15 protein-coding genes are annotated in these 13,025 nt (G+C 56.2%); 9 read left to right on the top strand and 6 right to left on the bottom strand.

What is annotated here, in order from left to right:
- Nucleotides 1-22 precede the first annotated feature (22 nt).
- The 3 genes from GOW16_RS11225 (at nt 23) to GOW16_RS11215 (ending at nt 4,471) form a co-directional block, all read left to right on the top strand.
- On the top strand, nt 23-1,597 hold the full coding sequence (locus GOW16_RS11225; RefSeq protein WP_170414777.1) for a lysine--tRNA ligase: 1,575 nt from the start codon (nt 23-25) through the stop codon (nt 1,595-1,597).
- Nucleotides 1,598-1,645: 48 nt separating this feature from the next.
- Nucleotides 1,646-2,047: a DUF4864 domain-containing protein gene (locus tag GOW16_RS11220; RefSeq protein WP_170414774.1), complete on the top strand. Its 402-nt coding sequence runs from the start codon at nt 1,646-1,648 to the stop codon at nt 2,045-2,047.
- 135 nt (nt 2,048-2,182) lie between these two features.
- Nucleotides 2,183-4,471: a glycosyl hydrolase family 28-related protein gene (locus tag GOW16_RS11215; protein WP_170414771.1), complete on the top strand. Its 2,289-nt coding sequence runs from the start codon at nt 2,183-2,185 to the stop codon at nt 4,469-4,471.
- Between the two features lie 10 nt (nt 4,472-4,481).
- On the opposite strand, the gene GOW16_RS11210 is transcribed toward GOW16_RS11215, so the two are convergent.
- Nucleotides 4,482-5,165, bottom strand: a complete 684-nt coding sequence (locus GOW16_RS11210) for a hypothetical protein (RefSeq protein WP_254429746.1) — start codon at nt 5,163-5,165, stop codon at nt 4,482-4,484.
- Between the two features lie 122 nt (nt 5,166-5,287).
- On the opposite strand from GOW16_RS11210, the gene GOW16_RS11205 reads away from it, so the two are divergent.
- Nucleotides 5,288-5,614 carry an antibiotic biosynthesis monooxygenase family protein gene (locus GOW16_RS11205; protein WP_170414768.1) on the top strand — a complete coding sequence of 109 codons (327 nt, stop codon included), beginning with the start codon at nt 5,288-5,290 and terminating at the stop codon, nt 5,612-5,614.
- A 65-nt stretch (nt 5,615-5,679) separates the two neighbouring features.
- Nucleotides 5,680-6,087 carry a universal stress protein gene (locus GOW16_RS11200; RefSeq protein ID WP_170414764.1) on the top strand — a complete coding sequence of 136 codons (408 nt, stop codon included), beginning with the start codon at nt 5,680-5,682 and terminating at the stop codon, nt 6,085-6,087.
- Here the strand turns inward: GOW16_RS11200 and GOW16_RS11195 are convergent.
- Complete coding sequence (locus GOW16_RS11195; RefSeq protein WP_170414762.1) at nt 6,072-6,575, bottom strand: HugZ family protein; 504 nt, start codon at nt 6,573-6,575, stop codon at nt 6,072-6,074. The two genes, GOW16_RS11200 and GOW16_RS11195, sit on opposite strands and share 16 nt — an antisense overlap.
- Before the next feature lie 114 nt (nt 6,576-6,689).
- Here GOW16_RS11195 and GOW16_RS11190 point away from each other — a divergent pair, with 114 nt between their 5' ends.
- The 4 genes from GOW16_RS11190 to GOW16_RS11175 all read left to right on the top strand — a co-directional run bounded on the left by GOW16_RS11190 (nt 6,690) and on the right by GOW16_RS11175 (nt 8,419).
- Complete coding sequence (locus tag GOW16_RS11190; protein ID WP_170414759.1) at nt 6,690-7,121, top strand: excalibur calcium-binding domain-containing protein; 432 nt, start codon at nt 6,690-6,692, stop codon at nt 7,119-7,121.
- A gap of 97 nt (nt 7,122-7,218) precedes the next feature.
- Complete coding sequence (locus GOW16_RS11185; RefSeq protein ID WP_170414756.1) at nt 7,219-7,509, top strand: antibiotic biosynthesis monooxygenase family protein; 291 nt, start codon at nt 7,219-7,221, stop codon at nt 7,507-7,509.
- A gap of 71 nt (nt 7,510-7,580) precedes the next feature.
- Complete coding sequence (locus GOW16_RS11180) at nt 7,581-7,988, top strand: hypothetical protein (RefSeq protein ID WP_170414753.1); 408 nt, start codon at nt 7,581-7,583, stop codon at nt 7,986-7,988.
- 77 nt (nt 7,989-8,065) lie between these two features.
- Complete coding sequence (locus tag GOW16_RS11175) at nt 8,066-8,419, top strand: MmcQ/YjbR family DNA-binding protein (protein WP_170414750.1); 354 nt, start codon at nt 8,066-8,068, stop codon at nt 8,417-8,419.
- Here GOW16_RS11175 and GOW16_RS11170 read toward each other — a convergent pair.
- From GOW16_RS11170 to GOW16_RS11155, 4 genes are all read right to left on the bottom strand, one after another.
- Nucleotides 8,416-9,132 carry an ORF6N domain-containing protein gene (locus GOW16_RS11170; RefSeq protein WP_254429745.1) on the bottom strand — a complete coding sequence of 239 codons (717 nt, stop codon included), beginning with the start codon at nt 9,130-9,132 and terminating at the stop codon, nt 8,416-8,418. The two genes, GOW16_RS11175 and GOW16_RS11170, sit on opposite strands and share 4 nt — an antisense overlap.
- A 446-nt stretch (nt 9,133-9,578) precedes the next feature.
- The gene (locus GOW16_RS11165; protein WP_170414747.1) at nt 9,579-10,055 is read right to left on the bottom strand and encodes a hypothetical protein; all 477 of its coding nucleotides are present in this window, start codon (nt 10,053-10,055) and stop codon (nt 9,579-9,581) included.
- 171 nt (nt 10,056-10,226) lie between these two features.
- A complete protein-coding gene (gene uvrB / locus GOW16_RS11160; RefSeq protein WP_170414744.1) occupies nt 10,227-12,413 on the bottom strand; it encodes an excinuclease ABC subunit UvrB in 2,187 nt (728 codons plus the stop codon).
- Between the two features lie 77 nt (nt 12,414-12,490).
- Nucleotides 12,491-12,964: an SRPBCC family protein gene (locus GOW16_RS11155; RefSeq protein WP_170414741.1), complete on the bottom strand. Its 474-nt coding sequence runs from the start codon at nt 12,962-12,964 to the stop codon at nt 12,491-12,493.
- Between the last annotated feature and the right edge of the window lie 61 nt (nt 12,965-13,025).

Here is a 13,025-nt window from a genome sequence, read left to right as displayed (position 1 = left end):
TTTTCCCGATGGAGCAAATCTGATGTCTGAACTGCGTGAAACCGCGATGTCGTCCAAGGCCTGGCCTTTTGAAGAGGCGCGCCGGTTGCTCAAACGCTATCAGAAAAGGACTCCGGAAAAGGGATACGTGCTGTTTGAAACGGGTTATGGCCCCTCGGGCCTGCCGCATATTGGCACGTTTGGCGAAGTTGCGCGAACCACGATGGTCAAGCGCGCATTCGAGGCGCTGTCGGACATCCCCACCAAGCTGATCTGTTTCTCGGACGATCTAGACGGGATGCGGAAGGTGCCCAGCAACGTGCCGAACCCCGAAGCGCTGCAGGACTATCTGCAGTGCCCGCTGACCTCGGTGCCGGATCCGTTCGGTACGCATGACAGCTTTGGCGAACACAACAACGCCATGCTGCGCCGGTTCCTCGATACCTTCGGGTTCGAGTATGAGTTCTATTCGGCGCGTGAGTTTTATCGCTCGGGCCAGTTCGACGAGATCCTCAAGCGCGCCGTTGAGAAGTATGACGACGTGATGGCCATCATGCTGAAAAGCCTACGGGAAGAACGTCAGCAGACTTATTCGATCTTCCTGCCGATCCATCCCGAGACCGGCCGAGTTCTGTATGTGCCGATGAAGAAGGTTTGCGCCGAGACCTACACCGTCACTTTCGATGACGATGATGGCAAGGAATGGACGCTGCCCGTGACCGGCGGCAACGTCAAGTTGCAGTGGAAGCCGGATTTTGGCGCGCGCTGGGCTGCGCTGGGCGTTGACTTCGAGATGTATGGCAAGGAACACGCCACCAACGAGAAGATCTATGACGCAATCTGCCGGGCCTTGGGTGGTCGTGCGCCCGAGCACTTCTCGTATGAGCTGTTCCTCGATGAGAACGGCCAGAAGATTTCGAAATCGTCGGGAAATGGTGTCTCGATCGACGAATGGCTGACCTATGCACCGACCGAGTCGCTGGCTTACTTCATGTATCAAAAGCCCAAGACGGCGAAGCGGATGCATTTCGACGTGATCCCGAAGGCTTATGATGAGTATCATCAGCAGTTGCGGGCTTATCCGGGGCAGGACCTGAAGGCGCAGTTGAACAACCCAGTGTGGCATATCCATGGTGGGAATGTGCCCGAATCCACGCTTATGGTGCCCTTTGCGATGTTGTTGAATCTGGCGTCGGTTTCGGGGGCCGAGGATAAAGAGGCGCTGTGGGGCTTCATTCGCCGGTATGCGCCTGAGGCGACCGCCGAGACCCATCCCGATCTGGATGAGGCGGCGGGCTTTGCGGTGCGTTACTTCAATGATTTTGTCAAACCGACGCGCAAGCACCGCGCGCCGACCGATCAGGAACGCGAAGCGCTGGAGGCGCTGAGAGCCGCGCTTGAGGCTTATGATGGTCCGGTCGAGGACGAGGCGCTGCAATCCGTGGTTTATTCCATCGGACGCGAAAGGTTCGACCCAATGCGCGGCTGGTTCACGGCGCTCTATGAGGTGCTGCTGGGTGCATCGCAAGGTCCGCGCTTTGGCGGTTTCATTGCACTTTACGGCGTGCCCGAAACCATCGCGCTGATTGATAAAGCGCTGGCCGGAGAGCTTGTCTGATTTGACCTGAAACCGCGTGGGGCTACTCTTTCAACAGGAGGTGGCCTCATGCGTCGTTTACTACTTGCCGTATCGCTCAGTGCTGGACTGGCCTCGAGTGCGTTTGCCCAAAGTGCCGAGATCGAGGCAAATATTGCGGCGCAGATACAGGCATTCAAGGCAGATGATTTTGTCACGGCCTTTACGTTTGCAAGCCCCAACATCCGGAGCTTATTTGGAACGCCGGAGAATTTCGGAGCCATGGTTCGCAATGGTTATCCCATGGTTTGGAGGCCCGCAGAGGTTCGCTTTTTGGAACTGCGTGAGATTGGCGGCGCGTTATGGCAGAAGGTCATGATCACGGATAGCAATGGGCAAGTGCACGTATTGGACTATCAGATGATTCAGCGGGAAAATGGCTGGAAGATCAATGGTGTACAACTGTTGGGAAATTCAGACCCTGCCGCGTGAAGCAACACCACCGTCACGGTGATATGAGCGGCGGTTAATCCCTATTCGATACTCAGGCTTTTGCGTTCGGGTAGCGCCGAACACTGGGTTTGTGCGCGCGGTGAGCTGCTGCGCGCGATTGGGAAAGGGATTTCTATGAACAAGGCAATCACCGACGGTATCGTCTTTATGCCGCCTGCTTTTGCGAATGGTCTGAGCGTCTGGTCCAGAGGCGACGGGACACCGGGTTCGCCAACCTATGACGGGGCACCGAACGGGGCATACGTTCCGGCAGATCCGGATTTCGGCGGCTGCCTTGAAATCCTGAAAGTGCAGGCGACGCAACAGTTGCGCTATATGGGGCAGACACCCCTCTTCCCGGGGTGCTATTTGCAGATCAAGGCGCGGGTCAAAGCCATCAGCGGCCCTTTGCCTCAGGTCCGGATTGCGGCATGGGCTGGGGGGGCAGGCGACCAGCAAGTGGCCGGAGTCGTCGATCAGGGGCCGGTTACTCAGCTTTCGGGCTATGGCACCGTGCATGAAATCACGGCCATTGTTGGCAATGGTAAACGCTCGGGCGTAGATATGCCCTGGGGCGTTGCGGCGCTGTACGGGCATTTCGGTCTGGACATCGACGGTGCCAATGGGTCGGTTGTTCGGGTCGATGATATCGAGATTACCGACGTCACCAGCATCTTCCTGCGTGAAATGATCAGCACGGTAGATGTGCGAGATTATGGTGCAATCGGCGATGGAGTGATCGACGATTCCGCGGCGTTCGAAGCCGCGGATCAGGCGGCTGGTGGTCGCCGGATTTATGTTCCGAAAGGCACCTATCTGTTGGCGCAAAACACGTCGATGTCGTCCGAGATGGATTTCGAAGGCACCATCACAATGCCCGACGACAGGATGTTACTGCTGACCAAGAACTTCGACCTTCCAGCTTACATCGCGGCATTTGGGGACGAGGAGCTGGCATTCAAAAAGGCGTTTCAGGCGCTGTTGAACAATTCGGATCATGAATCGCTCGACCTGGGCGGGCGGAAAATCTCAGTCACGGCTCCGATCGACATGGCCGCCGCCGTTCCAAACCGTCAGGGCGGTTTTTCGACCCGACGCGTCATCCGCAATGGACAGTTCGACGTCAAAAGCAGTTCGGCATGGGATACCGAGACCTTCACCTCGGTCGCGACTTATGATCCGGGGGATTCGACCAAGCTGAAAAATGTCGAAAACATCGCCAATATTCCGGTGGGTGCGCTGGTGCAGGGCAATGGCGTTGGCCGCGAAATCTATGTGCGTTCCAAAGACGTCGGTGCCGGAGAGATCACGCTGAACGATCCGATCTATGATGCGGCGGGCACGCAAACCTTTACGTTCCAATCGTTCAAATACCTTTTGGATTTCAGCGGTTTCAGCACGCTGCGAAAATTTGGTATGGAAGAGATCGAATTCCAGTGCAATGGCCGTTCCAGTGCAATCCGACTTGCGCCGTCTGGCAGTACCTTCGCGGTTACGAATTGCTTTATCAGCCGGCCCAAAGACCGTGGCATCACTTCACACGGGACCGGGTGTCAGGGGATGTTGATCGACAATTGCCAGTTCTTGTCGACCGAAGAATCCTTCAACGTATCCGACCGTAAATCCATCGCTTTGAATGCCAATGCAAACGATATCAAACTGCGGCACAATCGCGCTGTGCGGTTCTTGCATTTCGCGGTGTTGGCTGGAACCAACAACCTGATCCTGGGCAACCACTTTTTCCAGGGCGACAGCATTCCACAAGGAGTTCGCAGCGCCGGGCTGATCATGATCGGCACCTACAACAGTTCGACCATTTCCGAGAACTATGTCGACAACTGTTTTGTCGAATGGACCAACGAGCGGGATGCGAACCCTGTCTACACCAGCGGGTACTCTTTCAGTTCGATGACCATTTCGGACAATATCTTCTATGCCAGCGAAGTCGCGCCCTGGTTCAGTCAGATTGTCATTCGGCCACATGGGGCCGGGCACTATCTGAATGGTGTGGTTGTGACCGGGAATAAGTTCCGTTCAAGCAGCGGTCGTATCGACCGGGCAGATCGCGTCGATACCAGTTTTGCGGATCTGAACCATTCAGCGCATCTGAACGTGATATTCGAAGACAACACGTTCAACGGCATCAATGCAAAGGTCGAAAACCCGCTTCGGATTCGAAGTTCGGAGCAATCGGCGTCTTCGGTTTGGGCCATTCCTTCTGACGGCAGATTGCCATTTGGCGGTAGGGCGCGTGGATGTGATGCGGTCACGGTGTTGGGGCCGCTTAGAAATGCGGGTGGGCAGATTGTTCACGCATCGCCTTATGTCGAGTTGGAGCAGGGCGCAAATCAGGAGTCAATCCAGTTGCGCTGGCCTCTGCCTGTCAGTGGATCGGTGTCCGCCACTATGCGTATGGAATACTAGGACAGTCACTCTAGAACGTATTCCAGATTGCCAGCCTGATGCCCGTGTTTTTGCGGGCATCAGTGCGTTCCAGCCCCAGAATCCACGTGGCCGGGCTGTCCTTGGTGCTGATCATGACAGAGGGTCTTACCCTCCAGTGAAAGGGGCGGTCGCTTTGGTACGCGGTTTCGATCTGCAACAAAGGATTCACAAGCCACGGTGATGACAGGCCGGCGGTCAGGTCCAGTTTGCGGTACAACGTGTCATGCGTGCGGTACTCCAGCGCGGCGTCAACGGCGATCCAGCCATTGCCCCAACCGGTCTGGAACCCTTTGCCGTACGAAAGTGTGGCTTTGTACAAAGCCCAGGCTCGCATCTGGCGATGGTGGGCGCCGATTGCAATCTCGGCAGCAAAGCGACCTGCGTTGTCGAAATCGGCGACAGGCAAGCGCGCGAACACAAGGGCATGCCCATAAAGGTCACGATGTTCTTCAACGTCCAGGCCAAGGGTCAGGTTCTCTCGCAACCCGTATTCGGCGTAGAACGACCCTTTGTAATCGTACCCGTAGTCTTGTTCTTTGAAGGCCGTTACGGCGGCTGAGACAAAAGCGGTTCCCTTGTCCCGCAACCATGCGCCAGACCAAGCAGGTGAACCCGCCAACAATAAAAACAGAATGATCGCAACCCGGCGCATGCGCGCAGCATCCGCCAGCATGGTTAACGGATCGTTAGGATTTGGTCCAAATCCGCGGAGTCCCGATGCTGTAAAATGGCAAAGGAAACACAAGACCTTTTCAAAACCTATGTTAAGTTTGAAGTAGATAAAGGAGAATCCAGATGCCGAAGATTGCCAAAGACACCAGCGTCCAGACAGTTATTACAACATTTGAAATGACGCCCGGCACCTGTCAGGACCTGCTTGAAGCATTGACGGATGCCTACGCAGAATTCATCTCGAAACAGCCCGGATTTGTCGCCGCAGGATTGCACGTGAATGACGCGCAAACGCGGATCGCCAACTATTCGCAATGGGAACGCCGCGAGGATTTTCTGGCCATGTTGCGCACCACAGAAATGCGAAACCGAAATCGGCAAATAAATGAGCTGTGCAAAAGTTTTGAGCCAGTGATGTATGATGTGGCCGATACATTCGGCGAAGCGTGATCTGAATCAATGCCTACCTGCTTGAGATGACGCAGGATTTAGGTGTTAAACCGGAGGTGCGCGTCATGTATCACAACATTCTTGTCCCCATTTCCTTTGATGCGGAGCGGGATATCTCAGGACCTTTGAAACTGGCCGAAATACTGGCGACGCCGGATGCGCAGATCACGTTGCTGCACGTGGTCGAGCACATTCCGAGCTATGCCATATCCTACATGCCGCCCGAGTATCTTGCCGAGGCCCGCAAGGCGCTGCAGATGGAACTCGACGCGCTTGCGGCAAATCTGCCCAACGCCCAAGGCGTGCTGGTCGAGGGCCATTCCGGCCGGACGATCCTCGATTGGTCGGATGAGCATAAGCCGGATCTGATCATTATGGCGTCCCATCGCCCGGGGATGCAGGATCTGTTGCTGGGGTCTACGGCCAATCACGTAGTGCGCCATGCGGCCTGTGCCGTTCACGTCGTGCGTTGATCGGGCCAGATATCAGTTAGGGCAAGGCGCCATGCCTTGCCAAAGCCGCCGTTCAGAACGGCATCGGACGTGGCGAAAGTGACAAACCCGAAATCAGCGAAGTCCACATATAACTTAGCCTTGGGCCGCAGGCTTAGATAGCGCGTGCGCAGCGTATCGTGTTCTTCTGTCCCTCTGGCGATGAACTGTGCGGTAGCATGCAGCGTCAACCTTGGGTGCGTCAGCGGATCGCCCGTGTTACCGGGCTCTCCAATCAACAAGGCGCAAGCGGGATTGGCAGTCAGTGCCCGGGTATGATCGGCAAGGGTTGAGATCAACGTGACCGGCTGCCCCTGATCGTCCGTCGCAAGGGCCACGCGTGACACAGAAGGCATCGTCGTTTCGGAGCGCAACACAGCCAGTGCACCGAAAGTCGCACAACCAATCAGGTCGCGGGCCATCTGGCAGGCCGTTTCATCAATCGGGCGATACGGGTCGGTGTTGGTCATCGGAGATTTAGCCTTGGGGGTGCATCTGAGCGCAACAATATCCACAAAGCGACCTATGCGCGAGAGGTGCGTTCGGGTCTCGGTTTTGCCACAAAGCCGGTTTAAGGGTCCGTTATGGCGCCTAATGATTCCGAGCAGAGCTCGAACAAGACAAATCAAAGAGCCGCAGCGCGACATCGGCGCGCGAACGCGACGCGCAGACGGGCGCTGTCGCCTGTTCGTATCATTCTCATGATCCTCATGTTGCCGGCCACCACAGCGGCGATTGCAGTGGGCGTCTTTCTGCGGACATCCGAATTCGAACATCAAGAAGCCCTGTTACATCTGATCGCGTTGGCAGGCTGTCACGCTGCCGAAGCTCTGGTGCCGGGGCCATATAGGGATGGTGAACCGGGATACCACGCGCGCAACGATACGAATGGGGATGGCATTGCCTGTGGGACGGCCGTTCCTCAGTATGCCGCACCTAAACCGGCTGCTGCGCCTCAACCGGTAGAAGCCCCCCAACAACGCCAGGTAGGCACCGCCAAGTTCGTTCGGCCCTGATCGCCTCGATCCGAAACATTCAAATCTATGCTACACTGCGCATGACGTGCCGCTTTGGCCGTCATTGGGGGATTTCGCCCTGAAAGGGAGGAAAGTCATGTTTGCACGTATTACTCAGTTCAAAATGAAGCCCGGCATGCGGGACGCAGCCGAGGCCAAGATGAATGAATTGAAAGACCAGATTATGGGCATGGAAGGCATGCACAGCTTTACCAATGTCATGAATGAAGACGGCACCGGATTTGTCGTCGCTGTTGTCCAAAGTGAGGAAACATCAAACGCGAACGCGTCCAAAGTGGCCAAACTTTGGGGCCATTTTGCCGAGTTTCTTGAAGGCCCGCCGTCGCCGGCAGGGTATGACGTAGTGGTCCACTGGGACAAAGGGTAAGCGTTTCTTTTGACGGAAACCTGAGCAGTTTTTCACTATTTTTGTCAGCAATTCCAAAGGGGAAATGTTCAATGAACCTATTAAAATTTGCCGCGATAACTTTGGTTGCATCCCAGCTTGCTGGAGGAGCTTTGGGAGACTCGTCCAAAGAATATCTGACTGCAACGAAAGTATCCCAAATTAAGGAAATGGGTGCCAAGCAGATGGATGGCGCATCAATCCAAAAGATTGTTTCAGGGAAAACACTGAACAGCTCCAACTGGACCTGGACGTTTGAAAAAGATGGAAAACAGTTTTCATCTGCAAATGACGGGTCTTGGGAAGACAAGGGGACGTGGTCGGTCAAAGGGAATGAGCTATGCCGGGAATCCGACACCTCTGGTAAAGGCGAACTCTGCTCGAAAGTATATTTTCTGGGCCGTGACCTGAGGTTTAGTGAGGGCAAGCGCGATCTGCACGACTGGTGGGTCAGCTACTAAGGGTTTGAAAAGAAAGTAAGCGAGAGGAATAGTCTTCTCGCTTGCGTTTGGGTGATCTTGCAAGCCAAGATCCAACCATGACCCGAGATGAATTCAACAGTTTCTGCGCCAGCCTCAAAGCTACCAGCCATGTGGTGCAATGGGGCAATGCGGATGTGTGGAAAGTGGGCGGCAAGGTTTTTGCGCTCTGTGGTTGGAACGACGGCAAAGACGCTTTCACCTTCAAGGCCACCGATCTGGCTTTTGAAGTGTTGGGCGATGAGCCCGGCATCCGCCCAGCGCCCTATCTGACATCGCGCGGGATGAAATGGCTGCAGGTCTATGAAGAACGCGGGATGAGCGACGCTTCACTGCGCGAGCATATCGTGACGTCTTACGAGATGGTCGTGGCCAAGCTGACCAAGAAGATGCGGGCTGAGCTGGGCGTTTAGCCCTTCATCGCCTGCAGTAACTCCAGCAGTTGTTTCCGGTCGCCGTCATCCGTGTAGTCACCGGTTGCCAGGCGCTCGGCAATGCGCAGGCGCAGGCGTTCCTGTTGGGTGCGCACCTCTTCTCCGGCTGTCTCAGCCAGGGTTTTCATGATTACTGCCACCGCCTGTTGCCGCTTGGTGGTGGGGTTGGCGATGTAATCGACAAGGCTCTGCTGGCCGGAATCGAGGATATTTTCGGCCAGTTCGCGCAGCTGATCGCCATTGGGCAGCAGCGGGGCGGGAGTGCCTTCGGGTGGCAGGATTTCGGGCACGCTGCGCGGGGTCTCGGCCAGAGCATTTGCGCCGTCTACAAAGGCCTCGGTGATCATCCTTGTGATCTTGATGGCGCGCGGGTCCTTGAACAGGGCCGAGGCGATGGCCACGCCGTAATCCGTATAGACCCACGGATTGACCCGCCGCCCGCCGCGGCCCTTGGGTTTTGAGATCACATTCTGTGATTGCAAATCGGCGACCTCGGCATCGGACAGTTGAAAGCGGTAGCCCTCGAACAGGTCCTTGTTGCGCGATACGGCCTGATTGAAGGCGCTGACGGATTTCCCGTAGAACTGCGCCAGATCCTCGGCCAGCACCACGCGGGTGCCGCGCACCCGGTGAATGGCGCTTTGGACCTCATGCGTACTGGGCAGGGCGTTCGGGTTCATCATGGCAACCATTTGGAATCACAATCTGTGATTTCAAACGTGGAGGAGGGTGAAGTGGGGTGCAAGGGTGGAGTGTGGGGTATCCAATCCTACGCTAGCTTAAAGCTAGTTTTGCGAGCGGTAAATGACCCTGGCGACAGCAATGGCGATCAAGCACAGCAGCTCTCGTGCAAAAAGAAGTAAGAGAAAGCCAACCAAAACATATGGAGCACGCGGATGAGCCCAATAACCGGGTTCGAAGAATGTCAGTAACAGTGAGAAGAGTAGGAAGAACAGCTTTCCTTTGGTGCTACTGTCAAAGACGCGACCGAAGCCGACGCCTTCAAACTTTCGAAAATAGGTGTCAGCCTTTTCTTGAAAAAGGCTTATGAAAGAAGTGGCATTCAACTATCAGACCTTCGGCGTGGTGATATCGACCATTTGTAGACAGACGGGTGCGAACATCCACCCAAAACTTGCTAGCTAATATAAGCGCCAACTTGCGAAAAAAGGAAGAAGCAGAAAACCCAGAACGCAAAAATGAAAGATCGCCGTGTGGCATCTCCAGCGGACTTCAAGTCATCGAAGTTGTCCTTAATCCGACCGTCATTTTCCTTAGCTTGCGACGCGACTGCATCAATAAAATTGTCGTTGTCTGTCAGGTGTCCTTCCCAATCCTCCCATCTGTGCCCTCTTACATGAAAGTTTCTTGGCATGCAGGAACTCGCGGCCATGAAACTCGCCACGACAAATCCGCCACACGATACGTAGGAAAGAAACGGTGAAGGAGCGCTAGGTGAGAGTGTGGCAAGAATTGCAGCTATAGCGGCTAAGGTTCCAGCAAGTGCCATCGCACGTTGATCGGCATTTGATGCTAAGTTGTTAAAGTCCTCAAGGTGCAATTCCGTTTGCCTAAGTGCTTCCAAAGCAATATTCAATTTATTGTTGTTTCTCAAAATACTCTCTCACAGGCACACAATGGCAAAAAAACCAGCTCCACCCCCGACCCGCAGCCGTTCGGGAGCGATGAACGAAGGCACAAGTAGACCCAAACCTACCCCAAAGCCTAAACCGGCTCCACCCAAAAAGCCGAAGAAGTAATCTCCTTAGACGTGTGCGGCGGAGGACTACCGCTTCCGTCGCTTCACATTCCCACCCCGCTGACCCGGCCTCCCAGCCGTTGATCGTCCGCGCGATTTCACCGCATCCTCCGAGGCTTTTTCGACCGCCCATTGGCGCGCCATGGGGTCGTCGGCGATGGCGAGGTCGACCGCTTCCAGACGTTTGATCTCATCCCGGATGTTGGCGGCCTCTTCGAATTCCAGGTTCTCGGCGGCCTTGCGCATCTGGTCACGCAACCCGTCCAGATGGGCCTCAAGGTTGGCACCGTGCATTGGTTTGTCGATGGTGGCGGTGACGCGGTTCATGTCCACGTCGCCTTCGTACAGGCCGGCCAGAACGTCCTCGACATTCTTTTTCACCGTCTCGGGCGTGATGCCGTGTTCCTCGTTATAGGCGATCTGTCTGGAGCGGCGACGGTTGGTTTCGTTCAGGGCGCGCTCCATGCTGCCGGTGATCTTGTCGGCATACATGATCACCCGGCCTTCGGCGTTCCGCGCGGCGCGGCCGATGGTCTGGATCAGGGAGGTTTCCGAGCGCAGGAAGCCCTCTTTATCCGCGTCCAGAATGGCGACCAGCCCGCATTCGGGGATGTCGAGCCCCTCGCGCAGCAGGTTGATGCCGACCAGCACGTCGAACGCCCCCAGCCGCAGATCGCGCAGGATTTCGATACGTTCCAGCGTGTCGATGTCCGAGTGCATGTAGCGGACTTTGATGCCCTGTTCGTGCAGATATTCGGTCAGATCCTCGGCCATGCGTTTGGTCAGCGTGGTAACCAGCGTGCGGTAACCGTCGGCTGCAACCTTGCGCACCTCGTCCAGCAAATCGTCGACCTGCATCGAAACGGGGCGGATTTCGACCTCAGGGTCCAAGAGGCCTGTGGGGCGGATCACCTGTTCGGTGAAGACGCCACCGGTCTGTTCGATCTCCCATTTCGCGGGCGTGGCCGAGACAAAGACGGATTGCGGGCGCATGGCGTCCCATTCCTCGAACTTGAGAGGGCGGTTGTCCATGCAGGACGGCAGGCGGAACCCGTGTTCGGCCAGCGTGAACTTGCGCCGATAGTCACCCCGGTACATGCCGCCGATTTGCGGGACGCTGACATGGGATTCGTCAGCGAAGACGATGGCGTTGTCGGGGATGAATTCGAACAGGGTCGGGGGCGGTTCACCCGGCGCGCGGCCGGTGAGGTAGCGCGAGTAGTTCTCGATCCCGTTGCAGACGCCGGTGGCCTCGAGCATTTCCAGATCGAAATTTGTGCGCTGCTCCAGCCGTTGGGCCTCCAGCAGCTTGCCTTCGCCGACGAGCTGGTCCAGCCGGATGCGCAGTTCCTTTTTGATGCCGATGATCGCTTGCTGCATCGTCGGCTTTGGCGTCACATAGTGGGAGTTCGCGTAGACCCGCACCTGTTCCATCGTCGCGGCGCGTTCGCCGGTCAGGGGGTCAAATTCGGTGATCTGTTCCAGTTCCTCTCCGAAAAACGAGAATTTCCAGGCGCGGTCCTCAAGGTGGGCAGGCCAGATTTCCAAGCTGTCGCCCCGCACCCGGAACGAGCCGCGCTGAAACGCCTGATCGTTGCGGCGATATTGTTGGGCGACCAGATCAGCCATCACCTGACGCTGGTCATACTCGTGGCCTACCTTCAGGTCCTGAGTCATCGCCCCATAGGTTTCCACTGAACCGATACCATAGATGCACGAGACCGAGGCGACGATGATCACGTCATCGCGTTCCAGCAGTGCCCGCGTGGCTGAGTGGCGCATCCGGTCGATCTGTTCGTTGATCTGCGATTCTTTCTCGATATAGGTGTCCGACCGCGCCACGTAGGCCTCGGGCTGATAATAGTCGTAGTAAGAGACAAAGTATTCGACCGAGTTTTCCGGGAAGAACCCTTTGAACTCACCATAGAGCTGCGCCGCCAGTGTCTTGTTGGGGGCAAGGATGATGGCGGGACGTTGAGTTTCTTCGATCACCTTGGCCATGGTGAAGGTCTTGCCGGTGCCGGTCGCACCCAGCAAAACCTGGTCACGCTCACCATCGAAAACACCACTTGCCAGCTCTTTGATCGCGGTCGGCTGGTCGCCCGCGGGGGCGAACTCGGTATGCATGACGAATTGCTTGCCGCCTTCGAGTTTAAGGCGCGCGCGCACGGCATCAGCAGTCAGCTGTGTCTTGTCGGAATGGGCGTAGGGCATAGACAGGCTCCGGATCTGGCCCTTACATTTGTTCTTATTTTGTCCATCTGCAAGAGCTGATCCGGATTCATTTCCCATTACGCGGTCTGAGGCTGCGAGGCTGATCCGGTCTGGATCGTATTCGCGAGCGCCTTCAAATTATCTGCGAGGACCCGGCCCATCATCACCTTCAGCAAGGTTTGCCCCATCAGCCAACCAACGGGGCCGTATTTCATGCGATAATCCATGCTCCACGTGACACGGCAATGGGTTCCGGTAACAGGCTGGATCGCGATGGCGGCGTGGGCTTCGTGCATCGGCATGGCCGGCATTTCCGACAGCCGAACGCTGTAACCCTGATTGATCTGCCAGTTAGTGACCTCTTCAACCAAAGAGGTTCCGTTCTGAAAGTGACACCGCCGCTTGGAACCAACACCGTTATCGCCCGTGGTCAGGGCGTCGACCGACGTCACCTGTGGCGCGAATTCGTCGATATGCATAAAGCGGCTGAGGATCGCCCAGATCTCATCGGGCCGGGCATTGACGTCGAGGCTGCGTTCACGGTGAATCATCGTGCTGTCCTTTAGGTGCGTTTGCACATGATATAGCGTGAGCTAATGACAGTTTCTGACA

The sequence above is a fragment of the Ruegeria atlantica genome, assembly GCF_013033965.1.
Classification (GTDB): Bacteria; Pseudomonadota; Alphaproteobacteria; order Rhodobacterales; family Rhodobacteraceae; genus Ruegeria; species Ruegeria atlantica_D.
This window is presented reverse-complemented; position numbering and strand designations above follow the sequence as displayed.

Excerpts from the sequence above, each read along its gene's own strand:
- GOW16_RS11225 (WP_170414777.1), top strand. The coding sequence starts at position 23 with ATGTCTGAACTGCGTGAAACCGCGATGTCGTCCAAGGCCTGGCCTTTT.
- GOW16_RS11220 (WP_170414774.1), top strand. The coding sequence starts at position 1,646 with ATGCGTCGTTTACTACTTGCCGTATCGCTCAGTGCTGGACTGGCCTCG.
- GOW16_RS11215 (WP_170414771.1), top strand. The coding sequence starts at position 2,183 with ATGAACAAGGCAATCACCGACGGTATCGTCTTTATGCCGCCTGCTTTT.
- GOW16_RS11210 (WP_254429746.1), bottom strand. The coding sequence starts at position 5,165 with ATGCTGGCGGATGCTGCGCGCATGCGCCGGGTTGCGATCATTCTGTTT.
- GOW16_RS11205 (WP_170414768.1), top strand. The coding sequence starts at position 5,288 with ATGCCGAAGATTGCCAAAGACACCAGCGTCCAGACAGTTATTACAACA.
- GOW16_RS11200 (WP_170414764.1), top strand. The coding sequence starts at position 5,680 with ATGTATCACAACATTCTTGTCCCCATTTCCTTTGATGCGGAGCGGGAT.
- GOW16_RS11195 (WP_170414762.1), bottom strand. The coding sequence starts at position 6,575 with ATGACCAACACCGACCCGTATCGCCCGATTGATGAAACGGCCTGCCAG.
- GOW16_RS11190 (WP_170414759.1), top strand. The coding sequence starts at position 6,690 with ATGGCGCCTAATGATTCCGAGCAGAGCTCGAACAAGACAAATCAAAGA.
- GOW16_RS11185 (WP_170414756.1), top strand. The coding sequence starts at position 7,219 with ATGTTTGCACGTATTACTCAGTTCAAAATGAAGCCCGGCATGCGGGAC.
- GOW16_RS11180 (WP_170414753.1), top strand. The coding sequence starts at position 7,581 with ATGAACCTATTAAAATTTGCCGCGATAACTTTGGTTGCATCCCAGCTT.
- GOW16_RS11175 (WP_170414750.1), top strand. The coding sequence starts at position 8,066 with ATGACCCGAGATGAATTCAACAGTTTCTGCGCCAGCCTCAAAGCTACC.
- GOW16_RS11170 (WP_254429745.1), bottom strand. The coding sequence starts at position 9,132 with ATGGTTGCCATGATGAACCCGAACGCCCTGCCCAGTACGCATGAGGTC.
- uvrB (WP_170414744.1), bottom strand. The coding sequence starts at position 12,413 with ATGCCCTACGCCCATTCCGACAAGACACAGCTGACTGCTGATGCCGTG.
- GOW16_RS11155 (WP_170414741.1), bottom strand. The coding sequence starts at position 12,964 with ATGATTCACCGTGAACGCAGCCTCGACGTCAATGCCCGGCCCGATGAG.